Below are 25,622 nucleotides of genomic sequence, written 5' to 3'. Positions count from 1 at the left end.
TTATTCCCCTGAACTTAACCCAATTGAACGATTCTGGGCTGGATTGAAAAGAAAAGTGGCTGAGTTATTGAGGAGATGTCAATCGGTTGAGTATTCTTTGGAATACTATTTTAAAACTAAATGACTATAATATTTCTTAAAATCGCAATAAATCAAAGGCATCTTCAAGATTGTCGACCAATCTATCTGCTTTCGACTGATCAATTCCATAATGCCGGTCTCGAATAGCCCAAACTGTCAAACCTGCTTTTTTAGCCGCTTCAATTCCCTTAGCACTATCTTCAAATACTAAAATATCCGATTTAGCTACTCCTGTTGCACTGGCTGCTTTCACATAAACTGCGGGATCTGGTTTTGGGGCCTCACAATCCATCGCTGAGAAAACATGACTAAAGTGAGAGCGTATACCAGCATCTAGTAGAGCACGTTCGATTTCTGCTTGGTCGGTATTTGAAGCCAAAACTACAGGAATACCTTGGATAGTTAGTCTCTCCAATACCGCTTTAACTTCAGGAAAAACCCTCTCTGCATAAGGGGTTGGTCGCTTTTCTTTATACACACGATATTCTTCTTCCAAGGCAGGGACATCCCAGTTATCATAATCATCCCCTAAAATCCGTTGCCAAATTTGACTAGCCCTTCCACCGACAAATATAGATGGATCCAAATGATCAACCGATAAACCTTTTGTCGCTAAAAAATTCGCTCGACGTTGAAAATAGAATGTTTCTGTATCAAAAAGTACACCATCCATGTCGAAAATAATTGCTTTTACCATACTCGCCTCCTATTACTTTAATTGTAACACAGTTGAAAGAAAAAATGTTTTTCTGAAATTTTCATACTTACCTCTTGTTCGTTTTTCGATAAAATTCTTGGCAAGATTTGTCTGAACATACTGACAATTTCATATCATTCTGCTATAATAGAAAAAAATATCCAAGGAGATGAGAATGAAAGTTATTAAATTTGGGGGAAGCTCACTTGCTTCAGCTGGACAGTTAGAAAAAGTTTTCAATATTGTTCAATCTGATTCAGAACGTCGCTTTGTTGTTGTGTCTGCACCTGGAAAACGCAATGCTGAGGATACTAAAGTTACTGATGCGTTGATTAAATATTATAAAGAATATGTTAACGGAAAAGATGTGACTGCCAGTCAAGAATGGATCATCAACCGTTATCAAGCAATGGTTGACGAACTTGGTTTCACAGCTAACAGCATGAAGAAAATCGAAGACAGCATCATCTCTTTGGCCAGCCTACCAATTGATGATAACGAATTTCTTTACGACGCATTCTTAGCAGCTGGTGAAGATAATAATGCCAAATTGATTGCTGAATATTTTACCCACAGAGGATTGCCTGCACGCTATGTCCATCCTAAAAAAGCTGGTATTATCGTCAGCTCCGAACCAGGAAATGCTCGCATTTTGCCTTCAAGTTATGACAAAATCGAAGAGCTTCGTGATACAGATGAAGTACTCATTATCCCAGGATTCTTCGGTGTAACTGTTGATAACCAGATTTGTACCTTCTCACGAGGTGGCTCGGATATTACAGGTTCCATCATTGCTGCTGGGGTCAAGGCTGACCTCTATGAAAACTTTACAGATGTCGATGGTATTTTTGCTGCCCATCCTGGCATCATTAAAAATCCACATTCAATCAAAGAATTGACCTATCGTGAAATGCGAGAATTAGCTTATGCAGGTTTCTCCGTCCTCCACGATGAAGCCCTCCTTCCTGCCTATCGCGGGCGTATTCCATTGGTTATCAAAAACACCAATAACCCAACTCACCCTGGTACCCGAATTGTACACAAACATACCGAGCAAACAGTTCCTGTTGTCGGTATTGCTGCAGACGACGGTTTTGTCAGCATTAACTTGTCCAAATACTTGATGAACCGTGAAGTTGGTTTTGGTCGTAAGGTGTTGCAAATTCTCGAAGATCTCAATATTCGCTGGGAGCACATGCCGACCGGGATTGACGATTTATCCATCGTAGTCCGTGAGCGTGAATTGACTCCTATTAAGGAAGAAGAGATCCTTCGTCAACTCAATACGAAAATGGAAGTTGACAAGGCCGAAATCGAGCATGGTTTATCTATTATCATGATTGTTGGTGAAAATATGAAGAGCCATGTCGGTGTAACAGCTACCGCTACCACCGCCCTCTCTAAACAAAACGTCAACTTGGCAATGATTTCACAGGGCGCCAGCGAAGTTTCTGTTATGTTCGTTGTCAAAACAGAAGAAAAGAAACGCGCCCTGCACGCACTCTATGAAGCTTTTTTTAACGAGCAATAATCACAACGAGGTCGATCAGTTCCCTCTTCATACTCTTCGAAAATCAAAATCAGACATTGTTGACTTGATTTGATAAGTGTCAAGCTCCACTGGAGCTTGACAGCCTGCCACCATAAAATAAGAAAGTAGCAGGCGTATATCTGCTCTTGGAGAAACGAACTTCGTTCACTCTATCTCCAAGCTCCAAAGGTTTGGGAAACCTTTGGAGCTAGTCTGATTTTAATTTTCATTGAGTAGCAATTAAAATTTGAATAAACAAAAATAGCTTAGAATCAACGTTTCTGACGATGCAATTCTAAGCTATTTTTTTAGGCTTTTTATACGAAAACTCAAAGTTAGTGTCAACATCTCAGCGCAGTGATTGATTGGGTTTAACAGTTCAGTGGACTATTTTAGCCCGAGCCAACTCCTTGGAAGTGAAGGGAACTCTTTTTGACCTAGTCGAGTCTTTCCCACTCCCCTTACATCGAAGTAATAAAAGTCAACTAAATGACGATATTTGTATTATAGACAATATCTAGGTGACAGTTCTCTAATATTTTACCCTTCTATTCTAGCGAAAGAGGTGGATTATCGTCGCTTTTACTATCGCTGTTGCTCAAAAATTCGAGGTAGGCGATCTGTCAAAAGACAAACCACCTCGTAATTTATGGTTCCGATGCGATCAGCCCACTCCTGAACAGAGATCGTTTTATCTCCATCTTGACCGATTAGGGTGACTTTTTGACCAAGTGGATAAGCATGAGGTAAACGAATGGTGATCTGGTCCATCGAAATACGCCCTACAATTTCACAGGCCTGCCCATCGACTAAGACTGATAAGCCTTGTAAGCTTCGTACGAGACCATCTGCATATCCTATCGGAACGGTCGCAATCCATTCTGAGTCGGTGCTGTGATAAGTAGCTCCGTAGCCAATTGTTGTGCCAGCTTCAACCTGCTTTACATGAACAATTTCAGATACGAGAGATAAGGCTGGTTGAACCTCAAACGGGAGTTCTAGTACTCGTCCACTCGGATTAAGTCCATAAAGAATGTTTCCCAAACGAACCAGGTTAAATACGGTATCAGCATGCCAAATGCTTGTTGCTGAATTACTGGCATGAATCCAGCGCGGAGTAATTGGTAGAACATCCAAAAATTCTTTAAAAACAGACAGTTGACTCTCGAAGTGCGCCTGATTAACCTCATCCGCAGTAGCAAAATGAGTATAGACTCCTTCGATGTCATACTCTAATTCTTCAAGGATAGCAATCGCTTGTAGCAAATCGGCTATTTTTCTAAAACCAATCCGACCCATACCAGTATCTAGCTTAAGATGGACAGTTAGACCAGATAAATCAGCCTCTAAGGCTTTTGCATCTTGCAACCAGTCCAGACTGGCAACTGTCACACTGATATTGAGTTGATGAGCTACTGGTAAAAAACGTACAGGAACCACTCCTAAAATCAAGATAGGATGCTCGATACCCGCTTTACGTAACTCTAATGCTTCATCCAAATTCGAAACACAAAAACCAGCTGCTTGACTGGATAACTTTTTCGCTACCGCAACAGCTCCATGACCATAAGCATTCGCCTTAACAACAGCAAATGCTTCGGTCTTATGGGGCAAGTTGGTCATTACTTGCTCGAAATTTTCCGCAATCGCATCTAAGTTAACCCGAATTTGCGTAGGTCGATGTTCACTTTCAATCATCTTTCTCCTCCAAAATCACACTAGCTTGTACAAAATTTCCTGAATGGCTAATGCTGAGCCAAATATTCCCATCAAAGGGACTCTTCGTCACATAGGGAACTCCTTTGCTGGTATTCAGAATTTCAATATCATGAAATCCTATCTTACCAATACCTGTCCCCAAGGCCTTGGTCAGCGCTTCTTTGGCTGACCAACGTCCAGCTAAATATTCTAACTGACGGCGACCGGACAGACTTTGATACCGTTCAAATTCTTTCTCTGTGAGAATCTTTTGGGGAAACCCTTGGTGTTTGATTCTGGCACTTTCAATCGCCTCCATCTCCTGAAGGTCAATGCCATGTCCTACTATCATTAATCGGTCTCCTTTTGCATAGTCATTTCATTTATAAAAATAAACGAACTGACTCTAGTGACTTGTCTAAAAATTGCAAAAGGACTGGACAGCCGTCCAGTCCACGCGTCATTCCTATTTACGGCCGTGACAATTTTTAAATTTCTTGCCAGATTGGCATGGGCATGGATCGTTACGATCAACACCTTCAAAAGATACATTCTCCTGAATTGCATGCGATTGGTTCGGTATAATATTCTTAACAGCTGTCGTATGTGCTTCTTGACTTGTACGCTCACGCTCAATATTGTCATGAATTTGCGCCTTCATCATCAAGCGGGTTACTTCAAACTCGATAGCCCCAATCATATCGTTGAACATAGTAAATGCTTCTGATTGATATTCAACGATTGGATTGTTTTGAGCGTATCCACGAAGACTGACTGCATTGCGCAATTGATCCAAGGCATCAATATGGTCTGTCCATTTGTTATCCACAACACGAAGGATAAGAACTTTCTGGAATTCGCGTACACGTTCTTCATCGCGTAATTTTTTCACTTGCGAATCATAGACTCTCAAGGCACGTTCATAGAGCTCTTCAACAATCTCTTTCTGATTCATTGCTTCAAAAGTAGCTTTACTCAAGGTATCATCTTCAACGAGATTTGCATGCGCAAATTTGATAATTCCATCAATAGCTTCATCTTTCGAACCAAGGAAGTGACCAGCAACTTGGCGTTCAATCGTCCGTTTCATCATCGCTTTGATTTCAGGAGCCAAATCACGGTCAGCAGTAATAACATCCTGGCGTTGGCGATAGATGATTTCACGTTGCTCACGCATCACATCGTCATATTGAAGGACTTGTTTACGTGAGTCGTAGTTGTTCCCTTCCACACGCTTCTGAGCAGATTCAACTTGACGTGTCAACATTTTAGACTTGATAACAGACTCTTCTTCTGTTAGATTCATACGCTCCATAAATACTTTGATACGTTCTGAACCAAAGCGTTTCATCAAGTCATCTTCGAGAGATAGATAGAATTGTGATTCACCTGGGTCACCTTGACGACCTGAACGTCCACGAAGCTGGTTATCAATACGACGACTTTCATGGCGCTCAGTACCAATAACACATAACCCACCAAGTTCACGTACACCTGGACCTAACTTAATATCGGTACCGCGTCCCGCCATGTTGGTCGCAATAGTGACCGCACCACGCTGACCAGCATTCATAATAATCTGCGCTTCACGATAGTGGTTTTTAGCATTCAATACTTCGTGAGGGACACCTGCAGCTACCAATTTTTGAGAAATCAAATCAGAAGTTTCAACCGCAACTGTACCGACCAAGACAGGTTGCCCTTTCTCATAGCGTCTCTTCACATCCGCAATAACGGCATTGAATTTGTATTCTAGACTTGGATAGAGTAAATCTTCGTGGTCAACACGCGCGATTGGGCGGTTAGTTGGGATTGGTACAACACGGATGTTGTAGATTTCACGGAATTCTTCCTCTTCTGTTTTACCAGTACCCGTCATCCCTGATAATTTTTTATACATACGGAAAAGGTTTTGGTAGGTAATAGAGGCACTTGTCTTAGACTCGTTTTGAACCGGTACACCTTCCTTAGCTTCGATGGCTTGGTGAAGTCCATCAGAATAACGACGACCTTCCATCGTACGACCTGTAAATGGATCGATAATCATGACCTCTTGGTCTTCATTGACCAGATAGTCAATATCATAGGTCATAATGTAGTTGGCACGAAGTGCATTATCCAAGAAATGGGTAATGGCTACATTTTCAATATCGTAGAGGTTATCTAACTTGAAGAATTTCTCTGCTTTGTCAATACCTGAATCAGACAGACCAATCGTTTTAGATGGAATGTCAATGATGTAATCTTCTGTTGTCAAAGATTTAACAAGATTATCTGCCAAGAAATACAACTGGTTTGTTTCAGAACCTTGTGCACCAGATACAATCAACGGCGTACGAGCTTCGTCAATCAAGATTGAGTCAACTTCATCGACCAAGGCATAATTGAGAGGACGTTGAACCATGTCTTCTGCGCGAACAACCATATTGTCTCGGAGGTAGTCAAAACCAATCTCTGAGTTGGTCGAATAAGTAATATCGCAGTTATAGGCCTCACGTTTTTCCAAGGGTGATTTAGCAGCTAAGTTGATCCCAACTGAAAGACCAAGCCATGAGTACAATTCACCCATTTCAGTCGCATCACGAGTAGAAAGATACTCGTTAACCGTCACTACGTGAACACCTTGACCAGACAAGGCATTCAAATAAACAGGCATCGTTGCAGTCAGAGTCTTACCTTCACCTGTACGCATTTCTGGAACGTCACCGTTGTGAAGAACGATTCCTCCCATAACCTGAACCTTGTAGGGATAGAGGCCCAATACGCGACGAGCTCCTTCACGGACTACCGCATAAGCTTCGTACAAAAGATCGTCGAGAGATTCGCCGTTATTGTATCGCTCCTTAAATTCTGCTGTCTTAGCTTGCAACTGTTCATCAGTCAGCGCTTCCATTTCATCGGCATACGAGAAGACCTTGTCTGCCATTTTCTCAAGTTTTCTTAGCTCTCCCTTATCATTTTCAATGAGAGAACGAAGTACATTTGTTACCATATCATTCATCCTATTTCAGTTTTAGTCAATAATATATTGTAGCAGAAAACCAGTCAATTTTCAAGGTTTGCCCTTAGGATACACAGTATTCTTAGATAAAAACACAATAAACACAATAAAACAAACAAATCTGGAAAAATTTCTACACGAGGCTGGGCAAAAAGCCCAGCACCGCTTCTCAAAGTTAGTGTCAACATCTCAGCGCAGTGGTTGATTGGCTTTAACAGTCCACTGGACTGTTAAAGGTTGGAGATAAGATTTGCAAAGCAAATCTCAGCAATTCGTGTTTTACACTCCAAATCTAACCATTACGACTGTTGCGAACAAAGTTCGCTTTATCTCCAACCTCAAACTGTCTCCCAGACAGTTTGAGCTGTGCGGGGGTGGAAGTAAAATAGTCCTGTGGACTATTTTAGCCCAAACCTAAATGTTTGGAAGTGAGGGGAGCTCTTCTATGAATGGCTGAGTTCTTTCCCACTCCCAAAAAGAACATGATTAAGACACCAATTACTAAAATAAATTCCAGGATACCAGCCTCTATCTCTAGTAAAAATATACCATTTAAAATTTTAAAAAAATATGCACTATTGCCCCAAAAATGTGAACGATTTGGCATTTTTTTCTTCTTACAAGTAGTATAATCTGATTGTACAAGTAAATATGTAAAAAGGAGAGGAAAATGTATACCAAGAAAATCGCTCTTAAACAACTAGCCATATCTAGTACTACAGTAGCCATAGTGAGTAGCCTATGGGGAAGCCAGCCTCCTATAGTTTACGCAAATGATGCATCGACGGTATCTGTTCAATATCACTATATTGCACAAGATGAACTAACAAGTTCAGAGAAGGATTCTGTCTTATCTAAGCTGAAAACTGTCTCACCTTCCAAAGAAACAGCTACGGAGAATCAGACAATCTATCTCATCTACAAGACCGAACCTAAAAAAATATTTGGGATTCTTCCGGCTACAGGGGAGACTGGGATCAATCTATTAACGATTGGAGGGGGACTTATTCTAGTTCTAGGAATAAGTTTGGCTGGAAAAGGCAAAAAGAAAAGGATTGTTTCATCCATCCTTCTTCTGACAGCCACTGGTTCTATTCTACCTATCCAGAGTATCCAGGCTCTAGAAAGCAATTTACTTGCAGGCTACAATCAGGTTCATCAGCTCAAAGTCGGAGACCAACTTCCTGATCCAAGTAACATAAAGCAGTATCAGTATGTAGGCTATGTCACTGACAAGGATATAGGTCCGCAATCTACCGAGAATAAAGAGAGCTCTTCCACAACTGCATCATCTCAGCAGCAAGATAGTACCGATAGTGCTATAAATAATGAAACCTTGCTCTTCAATCTAAAAAAATTAGATCCAACAAGCGACAACCAGCAACTAAAAAAGGCTGCCAACAATATTGGCGCAGACCACAAATTGGCCAGTAGTAAAATGATCAGCCTTGTCCCCATGGCCGACAAAACCATTATTTCTGACATACAGGGAAGAGAAGAAAATATCAATACACTCCTAGCTCACTTCGAAGATGGCAGCACCTTATTTTTCCCACTCCAATATACAGAAAGCAAAGATAAACGTGCTTACTACCAAGTAGCGGATTGGGGAGTTACTTATTCACCTCTCCAAACATTACAGGACTACTCTGACATTCTAGACAAGGTAGTTCCAAGCCTACAAGCGGTTGAATTTCGTTCTGAAAATATGTATACTGCTCTCTCCATTACAGAAAATCAAGAGCAGCAAATGGACCGTCTATATCTAGAAGAACCATTTAACAAAGTTAAGACAAATATTCGTGACTATCTAAAAAAAGCGTTAATAAATGATGAGTCTGTTAAACTAGATGATCCAGAATCAGTCACACAAACCATTCGTACCATCGAAGAGAATAAAGAAATTATCTTACTCAGTTTAGCCTACCTCGATAGATGGTATGATATTGATTACGGAGAAATTAATAGCAAGGAATTAACAATGTTCCATACGGATTTCTTCGGAGGAGAAGCGGATTCACTAGATGCTCTCATAACTTTTGGACAAAATGACTACCAGAGTTACAGTCCACAAAGAAGTTATCTTTCCTATGCAGAGAACTTTGCATCTGTCACAGACAAGGCATCCCTGACTGATTTCCTTGAAGCCTATCGAGAAATCTTTTTACCTGAAATGTCTGATAACGATTGGTTCAAACAAACGACAGATGCCTTTATCGTAGAGACTAAATCTACCGTTCTTAGCGATGAAGACAACAGCAGACTAAATGTCTATGAGCGATTAAAAGATCCTCAAATCCCTGAAGAAGTAATTACGCCTCGTATCCGCGATACCTATCCAAATATGTTACTCCCGCTATTAACAACGAGCGAGAACAATGTTTACATCATTTCAAATCTATCAAATCTCATCTTTAGTTCCTACGATCGTTACATTGATCAATCTTTAAAACTAAGCAATCCCGAAGTCTATCAGGCCGAACTCTCCAAAATAAAAGATCAAATCCTAGCAGATGCCGAGTTGTATCGTGCTCATTACGACATGTGGTACCGTATCCTGCCTGATTATCATAAGCATACCTTACTCTACTTCCAGCCAGTATGGGGAGGACACGGCAATTACGCCTACGACGCCTCTTCTTACGCTTGGAAAGGTGTTTGGTATTCCGATACAGGCAAGCTCACTCCTGAATTTGTTGAGAAAATGCAAAATGATGCTAGCGCTGAGACAACAGCTGCCATTCAAGAGGTTTTCGGTCCTTCTGGAACCTACTTCCTTCCTGAACTCACTTGGGCCGGTGCTTATGCTTGGAGACAGGAAGTCAACTTTGTCATCACCCCATTACTCGGAACAGACGGCGCCGTGACACTCACGCACGAGATGGTTCACGCATTTGATTATGATAAATTCTTACTCGGTCATAACCGAAGAGCGGGTATGCAACTTGAAGCATTTCCTGAAGGAATGTTACAAGCACCAGACCGCGTTGATTATCCAATCATCGGCTTTAATTCTCTATCTGATTATTCAGGTTATACTGGCACTCGCTACCACAATGTTAGTCCTGAACGCTTCCAAAATTCAACAGATTTACAACAATATATGCAGGGCTTATTCGATCTCATCTACACATTAGAATACGCTGAAGGTACAGCTATTTTAAAACAAGATAAAGACACTCAACGCCAATGGTTTCACAAATTAGAAACGAAAGAAAAACTCATCCCAGGTGCGGAAGAGTATGGACCTTACGGAGTAAACCTTAAACGTGATTTCACAGATGAAGAATGGAATAGCATCGAGCTAAAAACTGTTGATGACCTTGTTGATAATGATGTGACCGTCCGTCGTGAATCTGCAAATCGCATTGAGCGAGACCCTGATAATCCTGAAGAGGTAATGAACAACGGCTATCACAGACTAAGTCTCTTTGCTCCTATCTGGGCTACCGCAACAACCGAGCGTGTTCCTGGTGATCTTTCTTTTCGACGTACAGCATTTGAACTTCTAGCTGAAAAAGGATATGAAAATGGCATGGTACCTTACATGTCTAACCAATACAAACAAGCAGATAGCGATGTCGTTCCTGATTCACTCATCTTTACCAATATTCTCCCTGAATACAATGGCGATTATAAGACTTTCAAGAAAGCGATGTACCAAGAACGCGTCCAAAAACTTGCTTTCCTAAAACCTGTTACCATCAACTATGATGGGCAGGAGCTCACGGTAGCCAACTATGAGCATTTGCAAGAATTAATGGATCAAGCTGTCCTAGCCGATATTGCTGCAGGTAATTTTACAACAGAAAATACGAAAGTTTCTGAATTAAAAGGATTGTTACACGATGCCTTTCTAAAACTTACCGATGATTATAGAACTAGTATTTTTACAGAATAAGAAAAAAGTTAGGGATTATTTCTAGTCCCTAACTTTTTATATTACTTTTCTGATACCTGTTTTGCCAAAGCAAAGTTTCCAAGAGTTGCAGAACCATTTTCAGCAACAGCTGGCGTTACGATATATTCTTTGACATCTGGTGTTGGGAGATAATCGTTCATCAAACCGACAAACTTCTCACGTACACGATTAAGCATGTGCTCTTGAGCCATAACTCCTCCACCAAATACAATTACTTGTGGACGATAAAGCAAGGTTGCCTGTACTGCTGCTTGGGCAATGTAGTAAGCCTGCACATCCCAAACGTCTGAATTTAACTCGATCAATTCACCACGAATACCTGTACGGCCTTCAAGAGAAGGACCTGCAGCTAAGCCTTCCAAACACCCATTGTGGAACGGACACATCCCTTTAAATTCATGTTTTACATCGTAAGGGTGTAGGGCAACGTAAGTATGACCCGCTTCGGTATGACCCAAGCCACCGATAAACTCACCATTTTGAATAGCACCTGCACCAATACCTGTACCGATTGTATAGTAAACTAAGCTCTTTACCCCTTTACGAACCAATGTTTCACCAAAAGCTGATGAATTCACATCTGTCGTGAAGTAGAATGGAATGTTAAATTCCTTAGCAATCAGACCAAGTAAATCAATATTTGACCAGTGTGGTTTTGGTGTCGAAGTGATATAACCATAAGTCTGTGAGTTTTGATCAATATCAATTGGACCGAAAGAACCAATCGCAATACCTGCCAAACGATCTTCATAGCGCTTGAAGAATTCAACCGTTCTCTCAATCGTTTCATAAGGAGTTGTCGTTGGAAATTGCGTTTTTTCAACAACTTGAAAGTTCTCATCGCCTACTGCACAAACAAACTTTGTACCACCAGCTTCTAAGCTACCATATAATTTTGTCATTTGATTGTCTCCAAAATTTTTATCACTTTTATTATAACATATAAGCAAACAGAAGAAAAAGGCTTTCAGCCTTTTTCCTGTTAATTATGTAGTAAAGTCATGCTCTACAAATCGATTTTATATAAGATTACTTAGCTACTTTCAAGAATTCTACACCGTGAGCGATTGTTCCCTCTGCAAGTGGAGATACTTCTGCAAAATCAGCAGTGTTGGTTACGATGATCATTGTTGTATCATCAAGACCAGCTTCTGCAATCTTCGCTGCATCGAATTTTGCAATTGCATCGCCAGCTTTAACCTTGTCGCCAGCTGCAACCAATTTCTCAAAACCGTTACCGTTCATTGATACTGTATCAATACCGATATGGATCAAGATTTCAGCACCTGAAGCTGTTTTCAAGCCATAAGCGTGACCTGTTTCAAAAGCAATAGTTACTTCTGCATCTGCTGGTGCGTAAACAACACCTTCAGTTGGCTTAACTGCCAAACCTTTCCCCATAGCTCCTGATGAGAAGACTGGGTCATTTACATTTTCAAGAGCAACAACATCACCTGAAAGTGGAGAAACAAGAGTTTCTTCAGCTACAAGTCCTGTTTCTGCTTCTTCAAGCGTTTCAGCTGTTTCTTGTGCTGAAGCACTAGACTTTTTTACGTCTTTCTCCTCATCTTCATAACCGAAGAGGTAAGTCAAAGCGAAACCAAGAGCAAATGATACAGCAACCATAAGGATGTATGGAAGAATTTGACCATTACCTGCGTAAAGTGTCAAACCTGGGATGATAGTAACACCCATACCTGTACCGGCAAGACCAAGAAGAGATGCTACAGCACCACCAATCGCACCCGCAATCAATGAAAGAAGGAATGGCTTACGGAAACGCAAGTTAACACCGAAGATAGCTGGCTCAGTAATACCGAGGAAGGCAGAAAGAGCTGCTGGGAAAGCAAGAGCTTTCAATTTAGGATTTTTAGTTTTCACACCAACCGCTACTGTTGCAGCACCTTGTGCTGTCATAGCTGCAGTGATGATAGCGTTGAATGGGTTAGCACCAGTGTTTGCTACCAATTGAGCTTCCAAGAAGTTGAAGATATGGTGAACACCTGATACCACGATAACTTGGTGAACACCACCGATAAGGAGACCACCAAGACCAAATGGCAAGTTCAAGATTGCTTGTGTGCCAGCCAAGATGTAGTTTTCAACCACGTGGAAGACTGGACCAATGACAAACAAGCCAAGGATAGACATAACAAAGAGAGTTACGAATGGTGTTACCAAGAGGTCAAGAACTTCTGGAACAACCTTGCGGACAGCCTTTTCAAATTTAGCACCAATCAAACCGATGATGAAGGCTGGCAATACTGAACCTTGCAAACCAACAACTGGGATGAAACCGAAGAAGATAGTTGGTTTCACATCGCCACCTGATGCTACAACCCAAGCGTTTGGCAACTGACCCGCAATGAGCATCATACCAAGAACGATACCGATTGTTTGGTTACCACCGAATACACGGAAGGTTGACCATACTACCAAGGCTGGCAATACGATGAATGCTGTATCTGTCAAGATTTGTGAGTAAACGTTCAAATCTTCTGGAAGAGTATAACCAAGAGCTCCAAGAAGACCGCGAAGACCCATGAAGAGACCAGTTGCTACGATAGCAGGAATGATTGGAACGAATACGTCACCGAATGTACGGATTGCACGTTGGAAAGCATTACCTTGTTTCGCTGCTTCCGCTTTTTGCTCACCAGTTGTTGCTGTTGGCAAACCAAGTGCAACGACTTCATCGTAAATTTTGTTTACTGTACCAGTACCAAAGATGATTTGGTATTGACCAGAGTTGAAGAAAGCACCTTGTACTTTTTCGATGTCTTCGACTGTATCCTTGTCGATTTTTCCTTCATCAACAACCATGACACGAAGGCGAGTCGCACAGTGGGCAACACTGCGTACGTTCTCACGTCCACCAAGGGCGTCAATGACTTTTTTTGCAATTTCTGTATTATTCATCTTGCAAAAATCTCCTTATTAAATATTTTTTATTTTTTTGAAAGTGTTTTCAAACTTTCGATGGTTTTATTATATCACTTTTATAAAATATGTCAAACGTTTATCACATTTTTCTTTGAATTTCTTAAAAACATTGTTAAAACTTGATTTTTTACAAGAAAACGTTTACTATATTAATGAAAAACTAGAAAATTTGGAGAAAATTATGGCATTTACAACAGAGGAGCGTTACAGGGCTTATGCTGACTGGACACCCGAATATATTGAAAAAATAAAGAAGAATACAGAGAGTTCACCTTGGAGGATCAACTTCCATATCGAAACACCGCATGGACTCTTGAACGATCCCAATGGGTTCTCTTATTTCAATGGAAAATGGACCTTGTTTTATCAATACTTTCCTTTTGGTGCAGCACACGGCCTAAAATCATGGGTACATACTGAATCAACGGATCTGGTCCATTTTGAAGAAACTGGTACGGTTATGTACCCAGATACACCACTTGATAGCCACGGTGCCTACTCTGGCTCTGCCATGGAATTTGGCGACAAGCTCTTCCTCTTCTATACTGGAAATGTCCGCGATGAAAATTGGGTTCGCCATCCATACCAAATCGGTGCCTTGATGGATAAAGATGGTAAGATTGAAAAGATTGATAAAGTCTTGATTGAGCAACCAGAAGATACCACCGACCATTTCCGTGATCCACAAATTTTCGACTATAAAGGGCAATATTACGCTATCGTCGGTGGACAAAATCTGGAGAAAAAGGGAATTGTCAAACTTTATAAAGCTGAAAATAACGACTACCTCAACTGGTCCTATGTTGGTGACCTAGATTTTGCCAATGATATGACCGCTTATATGATGGAATGCCCAAATATAGCGTTCGTCGGTGAGCAACCCATCCTTCTCTACTGTCCACAAGGCTTGGACAAAGAGGTATTGGACTATGGCAATATCTATCCAAATATGTATAAGATTGGTCAGAGTTTCGATCCTGAAACAGCAAGCATTGTCGAACCAAGTGATTTGATCAACTTAGACTACGGATTTGAGTGCTATGCAACCCAGGCCTTTAATGCACCAGACGGTCGAACTCTATCTGTTAGCTGGTTAGCTCTTCCAGATGTGGAATACCCAACCGATGCTTATGACTACCAAGGCTGTCTGTCATTGGTTAAAGAATTAACCATCAAGGACGGTAAGCTCTACCAATATCCAGTCGATGCGATTACCAGTCTTCGTAAAGAAGCTCAGCCATTTTCAGCCCAAAAAGAAACCAATAATGTTTACGAATTGGAACTTGATTTTTCAGCGGGCACGAAGCATGAAATCGTATTGTTCGCAAATGAAGAAGAAAAAGGCTTGGTCTTGTCTGTAGACACTGAACAAGGCCGGATTACATTAGACCGTGGCAACTGTGGTCAGCCATTCGCACTCGATTTCGGTACAAGTCGCTCTTGCGAGATTTCTCCAGGAGCTCTTACAGCCAATATCTTCATCGACAAATCTGTCTTTGAAATCTTTATCAATAAAGGAGAGAAAGTATTTTCTGGTCGTGTATTCCCTGATGCGGATCAGTCTGGTATCGTCATTACGACTGGTAATCCGACCGGAACCTACTACCATTTAGATTATGGTCGCAAAACTAACTGATGTCGCACAGTTAGCTGGGGTCAGCCCAACAACTGTCTCGCGCGTTATCAATAAAAAAGGATACCTATCTGAAAAAACCATTCGCAATGTCGAAGAGGCTATGCGTGAACTAGGCTACAAACCTAATAATTTAGCTCGTAGTTTACAAGGTAAATCTGCAAAATTAGTTGGTCTCATCTTCCCAACAATAAACAATATTTTTTATTCTGAATTGATTAGCCATTTAGAAAAAGAGCTTTTTGATCGAGGCTATAAAACCATTATTTGCAATAGCCAGCACGAGTCCGATAAGGAACGTGAGTATCTGGAAATGTTAGCAGCTAACCAAGTAGATGGGATTATCTCGGGCAGTCACAATCTCGGTATCCAAGACTACGACCGTGTCGTAGCTCCAATTATCGCTTTTGACCGCAACCTCTCTCCTTCCATTCCCATTGTCTCTTCCGATAATTTTGCTGGCGGGGTATTAGCTGCCCAAACCTTACAAAAAGCGGGATGTCACAATCCATTAATGATTACCGGAAACGATGATTCCAATTCACCTACCGGCCTTCGCCAAGTAGGTTTCACATCTATTTTGAACAAAGCCGAAGTTTTTCATATCTCCAGTGATTTCTCACCTGTGCGCAAGGAGATGGAAATCCGAGCCATTCTTGAAAAACAAAAACCAGATGGTATCTTTGTATCTGGCGATGCAACGGCTATGCTGGTATGGAACGTCATTCGTGCATTGAAACTGTCTATTCCAGAAGATATTAAATTGATTGGTTATGATGGAACAAGTTTCATCGAAAACTACTATCCTCAACTGACAACCATCAAGCAACCATTAACCGAAATAGCTCGCCTGCTGGTTGAACTATTAGTTGATAAAATCGAAGGAAAAAAACTGACAAAAACAGACTATATCCTGCCGATTAGCCTACTAGCAGGAGCTAGTATATAAAAAAAGCTGTGCCTAATAAAAATTAGGTACAGCTTTTTTGTGATACATTCTCTTATTTCTCAAGTAAAAAAGAAGCTCATCAGGCTTCTTCTTTAATAAACTGGCTCAAAACTCCATTGACAAACTTAGCTGAAGATTCATCAGAAAATTCTTTAGCCAATTCAATAGCCTCGTTAACAGCAACACGGTCTGGCGTTTCTTCGAAATGTAAGATTTCAAATAGGCCTAGTCGCATGATATTCTTGTCAATCAAGGTTAAACGGTCTAAGGTCCATCCTGCTTTTAATCGGCTAGATAACTCCTTATCCAAGTCATCACGATAGTCTGCGACACCATTGACAAGGTTAAGGAGAAAGAGCGGAATTTCAACTCCTTCTTGCTCTTCCTCTCTATCATAAAGATAAGAAAACTGAGCTGCCTGAACAGGTTCTTGACCAAATTCAAGTGATACGATTGCCTGCAAAGCGCACTTACGCAGGGCATGTCTGTTATTCTTCATCAAGGAAATCCTCTCCGAATAAATCTTTCAATGCTGGTTTTGGTGTTTTATCAGGAACAATGCCGCTGACATGGATATTAACCGCAGCCACTTGAACTTCTGCATAGTTGTAAACTGCTGTCTTGACTGCACGCTGGATGTCCATTGATACGGCAGGAACATTTACACCATATTCTAGATAGACGTAAATATCCGCAGTCACTCGACCTTCCTCGTCAGTTTCAAGATAAACACCTTTATTTAACGATGTTTTTGACCAACTGTCTGCTACACGCTTATTTTGAAGGGAATGTACTCCATCAACTTTCGCTGCAGCAATGCCTGTAATTACTTCAAGGACGCGAGGTGCGATAACAATCTCGCCTTGATATTCTGTTGTCATAGGCTCTCCTTTCTTAAGAGGAAACGATTAAGCACGTGATACATAAGTTCCTTCAGCTGTGTTGATAACAAGTTTTTGACCTGCTTCGATAAAGTCTGGTACGTTGACGACAAGACCTGTTTCCATCGTAGCTGGTTTACCTGAACCTGTAACAGTCGCACCTTTGATAGATGGTTGTGTTTCTGCAACGACCAATTCAACAGTTGTTGGTACAGTAACACCAATCACCTCTGTTCCGTAGAACTGGATTTTCACATCGGAATTCTCCAAGATGTAGAGCAATTCTTCTTTGATAGTTGCTACTGGAATTTCATACTGATCGTAAGTCTCAGTATTCATGAAATAAGCTGTGTCATCCATTTGGTAAAGGTACTGTGCTGGAACTGTTTCGATAATAGCTTGTTCAAATTTTTCATCTGGACGGTAAGTTGTATCGAAGGTTGAACCTGTACGTACATCACGCAATTTCATACGCATGATGGTGTTTCCTTTACCTGGTTTGTGGTGGCTTGCATCCAAAACTTTAATCAATTTACCTTCAGCTTCGAAGGTCATACCTGCTCTAAGTTTACTTGCTTCAATCATTGTATTGAATACCTCTTCAAATTTTATTTATTCGTTTTATTCTACCACAAACTGTCAAATTTCTCAAATGACAATCAATTCCTTGGGTGCTAATGTCAAGACTTCACAACCGTTTTCCGTAATCAATAGGTCATCTTCGATACGGACACCATATTTGTCATCCAAATAGATACCAGGCTCATCCGTCAAGACCATACCTGCCTTGATAGTCTCGTCAGATTTTCCAAAATACGGATATTCATGAATATCCAAGCCGATACCGTGACCGATGCCGTGTGTAAAGTTGGCTCCGTAACCCGCCGCATTGATAATCTCACGAGGAATAGCGTCAAACTCGCGGTAGGTGACGCCTTCTTTGGCCTGCTCAATTAAAGCCTTATTGGCACGCAAGACCACATCGTAAATCTCACGCTCTTGATCAGTCACATGACCGATATGGATGGTCCGTGTCATATCGCTGACATAATGCTGGTAATAGCAACCAAAATCCAGCGTCAAGGTCTCACCAGTTTGGATAACCTTTTCAGACGCTCTTCCATGAGGCATAGCAGAGCGGTAGCCAGATGCCACGATGAACTCAAATGATGCCCCTTCTGCACCGAGTTGACGCATGCGGTGGTCAAGGAAATGATTGACGTCCATCTCAGTCGTCTGACCTGGTTTGATAAAGTCAAGAACATCAATAAAAGCCTGGTCCGAAATTTGACATGCACGACGAATGGTCGCAATTTCTTTCTCATCCTTAATCATACGCAAGTCTTCGATAAAGTTGGACATAGCGACCAACTGATACCCCTCAAAAACGCTAGTCAGACTTTGATAGAAACCATAGGTCACCTGGCTATCAAAACCAATGGTTTCAAGCCCATCTTCCTTAATCACCTTTGCAATCTCTTCAAGGGCAAAACGACTCTCAATAATATCAAAACCTTTTACTGATGCCTTGGCTATCAAAGTATAACGCGAATCAGTCACAAACAAGCGACGCTTGCCACTGATGAAGACAGTCGCCTCTGTTCCCCAAAAACCAGTTAGGTAGTAAATATTGTTTTGACCAGTTACCAAGATTCCATCAACAGTTGATTGAGCTAATTTTGCTTCGAATTTTTCAAGTCTTTTTTGCATCCTATTCCTCCAATGATTTTTTAACTATTATAGCAGAAAATATTAGATAAGAAAAACTACTGCCTACAGACAGTAGCCTCATAATTAGCGTGAACGAAGCTCAACAGGTTCTAAGTAAATTAATTGACCTTTTTTCGCTGCATTAATAATCCGAGCTTTAATGTGTAAATTTGTCCCTGTAGAAACTGTATCAGTTTCATCTACAAACTTCAATTCATGGAAAGCAAGATTCTCAAACGCCATTATTCCTACATAACTCCCTTCTTCCCAATCACCCACATTGAGCAGAAAATCAAACCTGGTCTTATAGTTTTCATGAGAATGCATGTAAGCAACATGTCCATCAAATTCTACAATTTGTCCTTTATATTTTTCAACAAACTCTTGAGTTTTTGCCTCGTCAAAATTATTTAAAATATAGGCAAACTCTGGATTATCTGGGGTGATTACCTGTGTTTGTTGCTCTGTCTGACTAGAGCTAGTTTCAGTACTTACTTCTTGCTCAGAACTAGAAGATGAACTTTTTAAGCTTGAACTACTCTCTTCACTACTACTTTCTTTACTTTCCTCAGAATTATTATAGTCTTTAAAAGTATGATAGTGAATCGTAATAGAGACATCTTTTTCAAACAAGTCGCCCTTTGAAAAACTTTCGTTACCATTTACAGTAATCTTTTCAATCTCTCCATCTTTAGTAAAAATTCCAAAGGTCAAATCTTCGATTTTCTGTGTTGATACATTTTCAAAGCCGGCATCCTCTAATTGTTTTTGAACGGACTGGTAGTCTGCTTCTTCAGGACTTGAACCCACTGGAATTGCAATTTTATTTGTATCTGTTGTTTCGCTAGTTCCTCCACATGCTACCAAACTAATGCTTGCAAAAAAGACTATACATAAAAACAAGAATTTCTTAAACATATGTGCTCCTTTATTTATTGTTAGATATATTTTACTACACACTATTTATTTTTGCAATACATTTAGTAATACAATTTGCAATATTTCATATTGATTTATTTCGCTATACACTTGTTACAAGGAGCAAATAAATGGCATTTAAATTAAAATCAGATAAAAAAGAAACAGAAATCAAAACCATTCGATTTCCGTCAGAGTTGGTAGATAGAATCGAGGAAGCAATCGTAAGAAAGGATGTAAGCTTCTCCAGTTTTGTCATTCAGGCCTGTGACTATGCCTTGAATAATATGGATAAAGAGCAGTAAAAAAGAGCCGATGGCTCTTTTTTACTTACTTCAACTTCATTTTCAAATACTGGCCTGTAAAGCTGGCTGGGTTATCCGCCACTTCTTCTGGCGTTCCTGTCGCGACAACGGTACCACCACCGACGCCGCCTTCTGGCCCCATATCGATAATATGGTCAGCCGTCTTGATGACATCCAGATTGTGCTCGATGACAAGGACAGTGTTGCCGTCATCGACAAAGCGGGCCAAAACCTTGAGTAATTGGGCAATATCCTCAGTATGTAGGCCAGTCGTCGGCTCATCTAAGATATACAAAGACTTACCAGTTGACCGCTTGTGGAGTTCAGAAGCCAATTTCATCCGCTGGGCTTCCCCACCTGATAGGGTTGTCGCAGGTTGTCCCAAAGTCACATAGCCCAAGCCCACATCTTGAATGGTGCGGAGCTTGCGTTCGATTTTTGGAATGTGTTTGAAGAACTCGACCGCATCATTGACCGTCATATCAAGGACCTGAGCGATATTTTTCTCCTTGTAGTGTACTTCCAAGGTTTCAGAATTGTAGCGGCTTCCATGACAAACTTCACAAGGTACAAAAACATCAGGCAGGAAGTGCATTTCAATCTTGATAATCCCGTCACCAGAGCAGGCTTCGCAACGACCACCTTTGACGTTAAAGGAGAATCGCCCCTTCTTGTAGCCACGGATTTTGGCTTCATTGGTCTGGGCAAAGAGGTCACGAATATCGTCAAAGACACCTGTGTAGGTAGCTGGGTTGGAACGTGGTGTCCGTCCAATCGGGCTTTGGTCAATATCAATCAGGCGATCCAAGTGTTCAATTCCTGAAATGGACTTGAACTTACCTGGCTTGTCCGAATTGCGATTGAGCTTCTGAGCAATGGCTTTTTTCAGAATGGAATTGACAAGGGTTGATTTACCAGAGCCAGACACCCCTGTCACCGCCACAAATTTTCCGAGTGGGAAACGGACCGTCACATCCTGCAAGTTGTTTTCCTTGGCACCTGTTACCTCCAGGAAACGACCATTTCCGACACGGCGATCTAGAGGAACAGGAATTTCACGTTTGCCAGACAGGTACTGGCCTGTAATGGATTTCTTGTTTTTAGCTACTTGGGCAGGTGTTCCAGAAGCCACGATTTCTCCACCGAAGACACCCGCACCTGGGCCAATGTCAATCAACCAGTCCGCCTCACGCATGGTATCCTCATCATGCTCCACCACAATCAAGGTATTGCCCAAATCACGCATTTTCTTAAGGCTGGCAATCAGGCGGTCATTGTCCCGCTGGTGCAGGCCAATCGACGGCTCATCCAAGATGTAAAGGACACCAGACAGGTTAGAGCCAATCTGGGTTGCCAGACGGATCCGCTGACTTTCACCACCCGAAAGCGTACCTGCAGCTCGTGATAAAGTCAAGTAATTCAATCCTACGTTATTGAGGAAGGACAGGCGGTCCTTGATTTCCTTGACAATGGGTGTTGCAATAGTTGCTTCATTCTCAGACAAGGTTAGATTTTCAATGACTTGCAAATGATCCGCCACGGACAAGTCAGACAACTGCCCGATATGAAGTCCCTGCTCGCCACCAACTTTAACAGAAAGAGCTTGGTCATTGAGGCGATAGCCGTGGCAGGTCCCACAGGTCAGCTCATTCATGTAAGTCTTCATAACAGTTCGCGTATAGTCACTGTTGGTTTCACGGTAGCGACGGTTAATGTTGGTAATCAAGCCTTCAAACGGAATGTCAATATCACGCACCCCACCGAACTCATTTTCATAGTGGAAATGGAATTCTTTCCCGTCAGAACCATTGAAAATCAGGTTCTTCTCCTCTTCCGTCAATTCCTCAAAAGGTTTGTCCATGTCCACACCAAAGTGGTTCATAGCTTGCTCCAACATCTGAGGGTAGTAGTTGGAAGAGATTGGATTCCAAGGAGCCAAAGCCCCCTCACGCAAGGTCTTGCTGGCATCTGGGACAATCAAATCCGTATCCACTTCCAGCTTCATGCCCAAACCGTCACAGTCGCTACAAGACCCAAAAGGAGCATTGAAAGAGAAGAGGCGAGGCTCCAACTCAGGCACCGTAAAGCCACAAACTGGACAGGCGTAGTACTCAGAAAAAAGCAGTTCCTTATCATCCATGGTATCGATGATGACATAGCCGTCTGCAATCCGCAGGGCCGCCTCAATGGAGTCAAAAAGCCGCGAGCGAATACCTTCTTTGATGACAATCCGATCGACCACAACCTCAATGTTGTGAGCCTTACTCTTGGACAACTCAGGCACTTCCGACACATCATAGACATCGCCATTGACACGGACCCGAACGTAGCCGTCCTTCTGCACCTTTTCAAATATGGTCTTGTGCTGCCCCTTTTTCTTACGAACAATCGGAGCTAAAATCTGCAAACGCTGGCGTTCTGGCAATTCCAAGACCTCATCAACGATTTGTTCCACCGAAGAAGCCGCAATTGCACCATGCCCATTGATACAGTAAGGTACCCCGACCCGAGCATAAAGCAGGCGGAGATAGTCATTGATTTCCGTTGCCGTTCCAACCGTCGAACGCGGGTTACGCGAGGTTGTTTTTTGGTCTATGGAAATAGCAGGGCTGAGACCCTCTATGGAATCCACATCAGGTTTGTCCATGTTGCCCAAGAACTGACGAGCATAGGCAGACAAAGACTCTACGTAGCGACGTTGACCTTCGGCATACAAGGTATCAAAAGCCAAACTCGACTTACCAGACCCCGACAAACCAGTCACCACCACCAACTTCTCACGCGGAATGGTCACATCAATATTTTTTAAATTATGGGCACGCGCCCCATGAATCACAATATTTTCTTGCATAATTTAAGATACAAAGGGCGTCAAATGCACAGTCAAAATAGGAAACTGACGTTGTGTCTGAAAGACACAAGGAAGTTTATCTTTTTGACACCGCATTTAGCCCGTGTTCAATTCCTTTCTAAAGATACAGAGCCCGTAAAACGTAAGGTGAAAATAGGCGGTAAGTCCGAAATCTGTGATTTCGAAAACGCACCCCCGTCAAGACAACTAGTGCTTTCACAGGTCGAAAACCGAAGAAAGCACAGATGTCTACGACGCAGAAGCCAGTTCCACACGCTTAAACATGAAGAAACTAACACTTTTTAACACCGCGTTTAGCCCGTGTTCATTTCCTTTCTTAAGAGGCTATAAGCTATGGTATACGGAACAAGGAAAAATCCGTACAACTTATTCGCTTAAATGTCTACATATTATATCACATTTCTATATAAAACCTTTCCGAAACTGCACATTTTTTGGTATAATAGAGGTTGCGTTAACGCAACAAAGATAAAAGGAGGGCAAAGATATGAAACAAATTTTTCTATCAACCATGACTGATTTAGAAGAAATTCAAACCTTTGAACCAGGGGCTTGGATTAATTTGGTCAATCCCTCCCAGAGCGAGTCTATGGAAGTGGCTGAGCACTATAAAATTGACATCGCTGACCTGCGAGCACCACTCGATGCGGAAGAATCCTCTCGTATCACCGTCGAAGATGACTATACGCTCATCCTGGTCGACGTCCCAATTCTTGAAGAACGAAACAACAAGACATATTATATTACTATTCCTTTGGGAATTATTCTAACAGATGATGCGATTATCACGACTTGTTTGGAACAATTGCCACTGTTTGAGCAGTTTATCCATCGTCGTCTACGGAATTTCTTCACTTTCATGAAGTCTCGTTTCGTTTTCCAAATTCTCTACCGCAATGCTCAACTCTACTTGTCAGCCCTACGGACCATTGACAGAAAGAGCGAAGAGATTGAGAAGCAACTCCATGAGGCCACTCGAAATGAAGAATTAATTGTACTCATGGAATTGGAAAAAACCATCGTCTACTTCAAGGCTTCCCTCAAAACCAATGAGCGTTTGGTCAAAAAACTTGCTAGTTCCTCACGTCTACTCCGTAAGTATGAAGAGGATGAGGATTTGCTTGAAGATACCTTGGTCGAAACCCAACAGGCCATTGAGATGGCAGACATCTATGGTTCCATCCTGAACTCTATGACCCATGCCTTTGCTTCTATCATTTCTAACAACCAGAATACCATCATGAAAACCTTGGCATTAGTGACAATCGTTCTCTCTATCCCAACCATGGTCTTCTCTGCATACGGTATGAACTTTAAGGATAATATCATTCCTTTTAACGATATTCCCTATGCTTTTTGGTGGATTATCCTCTTCGCATTTGCAATCAGCCTATCACTCACCTTCTACTTCATCCGTAAGAGATGGTTTTAACCTAAGGAGATTAACATGTCATTTACAGAAATCAACGGATTAACAAAAAAGAACCAAGAATTTATCCATATTGCGACCAACCAACTGATTAAAGATGGAAAGTCTGATAGCGAAATCAAAGAACTCTTGGAAGAAATTTTACCAACTATCATTGAAAAGCAAAAAACTGGCGTGACTGCCCGCAATCTCTATGGTGCACCAAGTGAATGGGCCGCTAGCAAAACTGTTTCTGAACAAGAAAAGAAAGAACAAATCGAATACAATGAAAATCCATGGTTAATGTGGTTGGACTCCAGCCTCTTCATGCTTGCAATAATCGCAGCGATCAACGGTTTGATGAATCTTTTTGGGCAAGGAGCACAATATGGCTTAGTAACGCTCCTAGTCATCGGTTTCGGCGTTGGTGCAGGGATGTACTTGATGTACCATTTCGTTTACAGAGAACAAATTAAAACTGGACAACGTCCTAAATTGTTGAAAGCTATCGCTTTTCTTGGACTTGCTACGTTGGCATGGTCACTTGTTTTTCTCTTGGCAGCATTGATTCCAACAGCTCTAAACCCAGTTCTACCACCACTTGTTACAATTCTTATCGGAGCAGCAGCTTTCGGTGCACGCTATCTCTTGAAAAAGAAATATAACATTCGCAATGCCATGTCCCCAGTTCAATAATAAAATAAAGCGATTGGAATATTCCAGTCGCTTTTGTTTATCTATACGATAATCTGAATACTCAATATACTTTCGTATTCTAAGCAAGCCGTTGAAACAGTCTATCCACAGACTATACCTCGCTTTTTCATTTCTTGGCTCGGGTTGAAACAGTCTATCCAAAGACTGTTTCAATCGTAACCGCCCAATAACAAAGTGTATTGAAAAAGGCTCCAAAGTCCTGTCGACTCTGGAACCTTTTTCTATTTACACGCTCTCTTAATTGTTTCCTTCCATGGCAAATAAGCCTCTAGCACCTCCTTTTTTGCGAGCGTCTCCTCATTAGGTAAGTGTTCTAGAAGATAAGTCATATATTTCTCTGCATCAAGGCCGTGTCG

The 25,622-nt window shown here is 41.5% G+C and carries 20 protein-coding genes and 1 pseudogene; 7 read left to right on the top strand and 14 right to left on the bottom strand.

What is annotated here, in order from left to right:
• Positions 1 to 136: 136 nt before the first annotated feature.
• A complete protein-coding gene (locus tag P7J36_RS09670) occupies positions 137 to 778 on the bottom strand; it encodes an HAD family hydrolase (protein ID WP_408551974.1) in 642 nt (213 codons plus the stop codon).
• A 175-nt stretch (positions 779 to 953) separates the two neighbouring features.
• Between P7J36_RS09670 and P7J36_RS09665 the strand changes: the two genes are divergently transcribed.
• Complete coding sequence (locus tag P7J36_RS09665; protein WP_408551975.1) at positions 954 to 2,309, top strand: aspartate kinase; 1,356 nt, start codon at positions 954 to 956, stop codon at positions 2,307 to 2,309.
• Between the two features lie 585 nt (positions 2,310 to 2,894).
• On the opposite strand, the gene alr is transcribed toward P7J36_RS09665, so the two are convergent.
• The 4 genes from alr to P7J36_RS09645 form a co-directional block, all read right to left on the bottom strand.
• Complete coding sequence (alr, locus tag P7J36_RS09660; protein WP_408551976.1) at positions 2,895 to 4,007, bottom strand: alanine racemase; 1,113 nt, start codon at positions 4,005 to 4,007, stop codon at positions 2,895 to 2,897.
• Positions 4,000 to 4,359 (bottom strand): holo-ACP synthase, encoded by a 360-nt coding sequence (acpS, locus tag P7J36_RS09655; protein ID WP_002942482.1) that lies wholly within the window; start codon positions 4,357 to 4,359, stop codon positions 4,000 to 4,002. The genes alr and acpS overlap by 8 nt, the downstream gene beginning before the upstream one ends.
• A gap of 114 nt (positions 4,360 to 4,473) precedes the next feature.
• Entirely contained in the window at positions 4,474 to 6,999 is a 2,526-nt protein-coding gene (secA, locus tag P7J36_RS09650; RefSeq protein WP_408551977.1) for a preprotein translocase subunit SecA, read from the bottom strand.
• Positions 7,000 to 7,411: 412 nt separating this feature from the next.
• Positions 7,412 to 7,615 (bottom strand): hypothetical protein, encoded by a 204-nt coding sequence (locus P7J36_RS09645; RefSeq protein WP_408551978.1) that lies wholly within the window; start codon positions 7,613 to 7,615, stop codon positions 7,412 to 7,414.
• A gap of 63 nt (positions 7,616 to 7,678) precedes the next feature.
• Between P7J36_RS09645 and P7J36_RS09640 the strand changes: the two genes are divergently transcribed.
• A complete protein-coding gene (locus tag P7J36_RS09640; protein ID WP_408551979.1) occupies positions 7,679 to 10,909 on the top strand; it encodes a ZmpA/ZmpB/ZmpC family metallo-endopeptidase in 3,231 nt (1,076 codons plus the stop codon).
• A gap of 41 nt (positions 10,910 to 10,950) precedes the next feature.
• On the opposite strand, the gene scrK is transcribed toward P7J36_RS09640, so the two are convergent.
• Positions 10,951 to 11,832 (bottom strand): fructokinase ScrK, encoded by an 882-nt coding sequence (gene scrK / locus P7J36_RS09635; protein ID WP_024401092.1) that lies wholly within the window; start codon positions 11,830 to 11,832, stop codon positions 10,951 to 10,953.
• Between the two features lie 127 nt (positions 11,833 to 11,959).
• Positions 11,960 to 13,849, bottom strand: a complete 1,890-nt coding sequence (locus tag P7J36_RS09630; protein ID WP_408551980.1) for a sucrose-specific PTS transporter subunit IIBC — start codon at positions 13,847 to 13,849, stop codon at positions 11,960 to 11,962.
• Between the two features lie 205 nt (positions 13,850 to 14,054).
• On the opposite strand from P7J36_RS09630, the gene P7J36_RS09625 reads away from it, so the two are divergent.
• Complete coding sequence (locus P7J36_RS09625) at positions 14,055 to 15,509, top strand: sucrose-6-phosphate hydrolase (RefSeq protein WP_408551981.1); 1,455 nt, start codon at positions 14,055 to 14,057, stop codon at positions 15,507 to 15,509.
• Positions 15,490 to 16,455 carry a LacI family DNA-binding transcriptional regulator gene (locus P7J36_RS09620; RefSeq protein ID WP_408551982.1) on the top strand — a complete coding sequence of 322 codons (966 nt, stop codon included), beginning with the start codon at positions 15,490 to 15,492 and terminating at the stop codon, positions 16,453 to 16,455. Before P7J36_RS09625 ends, P7J36_RS09620 begins: the two co-directional genes overlap by 20 nt.
• A gap of 79 nt (positions 16,456 to 16,534) precedes the next feature.
• Here P7J36_RS09620 and nusB read toward each other — a convergent pair whose 3' ends face one another.
• The 5 genes from nusB to P7J36_RS09595 form a co-directional block, all read right to left on the bottom strand.
• On the bottom strand, positions 16,535 to 16,954 hold the full coding sequence (nusB, locus tag P7J36_RS09615) for a transcription antitermination factor NusB (RefSeq protein WP_002938276.1): 420 nt from the start codon (positions 16,952 to 16,954) through the stop codon (positions 16,535 to 16,537).
• On the bottom strand, positions 16,944 to 17,336 hold the full coding sequence (locus P7J36_RS09610) for an Asp23/Gls24 family envelope stress response protein (RefSeq protein ID WP_002942446.1): 393 nt from the start codon (positions 17,334 to 17,336) through the stop codon (positions 16,944 to 16,946). Before P7J36_RS09610 ends, nusB begins: the two co-directional genes overlap by 11 nt.
• Positions 17,337 to 17,363: 27 nt before the next feature.
• On the bottom strand, positions 17,364 to 17,921 hold the full coding sequence (gene efp / locus P7J36_RS09605; RefSeq protein WP_002942436.1) for an elongation factor P: 558 nt from the start codon (positions 17,919 to 17,921) through the stop codon (positions 17,364 to 17,366).
• A 63-nt stretch (positions 17,922 to 17,984) separates the two neighbouring features.
• The gene (locus P7J36_RS09600) at positions 17,985 to 19,046 is read right to left on the bottom strand and encodes a M24 family metallopeptidase (protein WP_408551983.1); all 1,062 of its coding nucleotides are present in this window, start codon (positions 19,044 to 19,046) and stop codon (positions 17,985 to 17,987) included.
• A gap of 84 nt (positions 19,047 to 19,130) precedes the next feature.
• Entirely contained in the window at positions 19,131 to 19,964 is an 834-nt protein-coding gene (locus tag P7J36_RS09595) for a DUF4839 domain-containing protein (RefSeq protein WP_408551984.1), read from the bottom strand.
• Positions 19,965 to 20,095: 131 nt separating this feature from the next.
• Here P7J36_RS09595 and P7J36_RS09590 point away from each other — a divergent pair, with 131 nt between their 5' ends.
• Positions 20,096 to 20,269: a YlcI/YnfO family protein gene (locus tag P7J36_RS09590; RefSeq protein ID WP_162841172.1), complete on the top strand. Its 174-nt coding sequence runs from the start codon at positions 20,096 to 20,098 to the stop codon at positions 20,267 to 20,269.
• 25 nt (positions 20,270 to 20,294) lie between these two features.
• On the opposite strand, the gene uvrA is transcribed toward P7J36_RS09590, so the two are convergent.
• Positions 20,295 to 23,120 (bottom strand): excinuclease ABC subunit UvrA, encoded by a 2,826-nt coding sequence (gene uvrA, locus P7J36_RS09585; protein ID WP_408551985.1) that lies wholly within the window; start codon positions 23,118 to 23,120, stop codon positions 20,295 to 20,297.
• Between the two features lie 508 nt (positions 23,121 to 23,628).
• Between uvrA and P7J36_RS09580 the strand changes: the two genes are divergently transcribed.
• Complete coding sequence (locus P7J36_RS09580; protein ID WP_024397681.1) at positions 23,629 to 24,573, top strand: magnesium transporter CorA family protein; 945 nt, start codon at positions 23,629 to 23,631, stop codon at positions 24,571 to 24,573.
• A 15-nt stretch (positions 24,574 to 24,588) separates the two neighbouring features.
• Positions 24,589 to 25,245 (top strand): DUF1129 domain-containing protein, encoded by a 657-nt coding sequence (locus tag P7J36_RS09575; protein WP_408551986.1) that lies wholly within the window; start codon positions 24,589 to 24,591, stop codon positions 25,243 to 25,245.
• A gap of 242 nt (positions 25,246 to 25,487) precedes the next feature.
• On the opposite strand, the pseudogene P7J36_RS09570 reads toward P7J36_RS09575, so the two are convergent.
• A pseudogene (locus tag P7J36_RS09570) lies at positions 25,488 to 25,622 on the bottom strand (IS66 family transposase); the annotation flags it as partial.

Source organism: Streptococcus suis (assembly GCF_046032115.1).
Taxonomy (GTDB): domain Bacteria; phylum Bacillota; class Bacilli; order Lactobacillales; family Streptococcaceae; genus Streptococcus; species Streptococcus suis_AJ.
The sequence above is the reverse complement of the archived record's forward strand: the minus strand, read 5'-3'. Positions and strand labels throughout refer to the sequence as shown.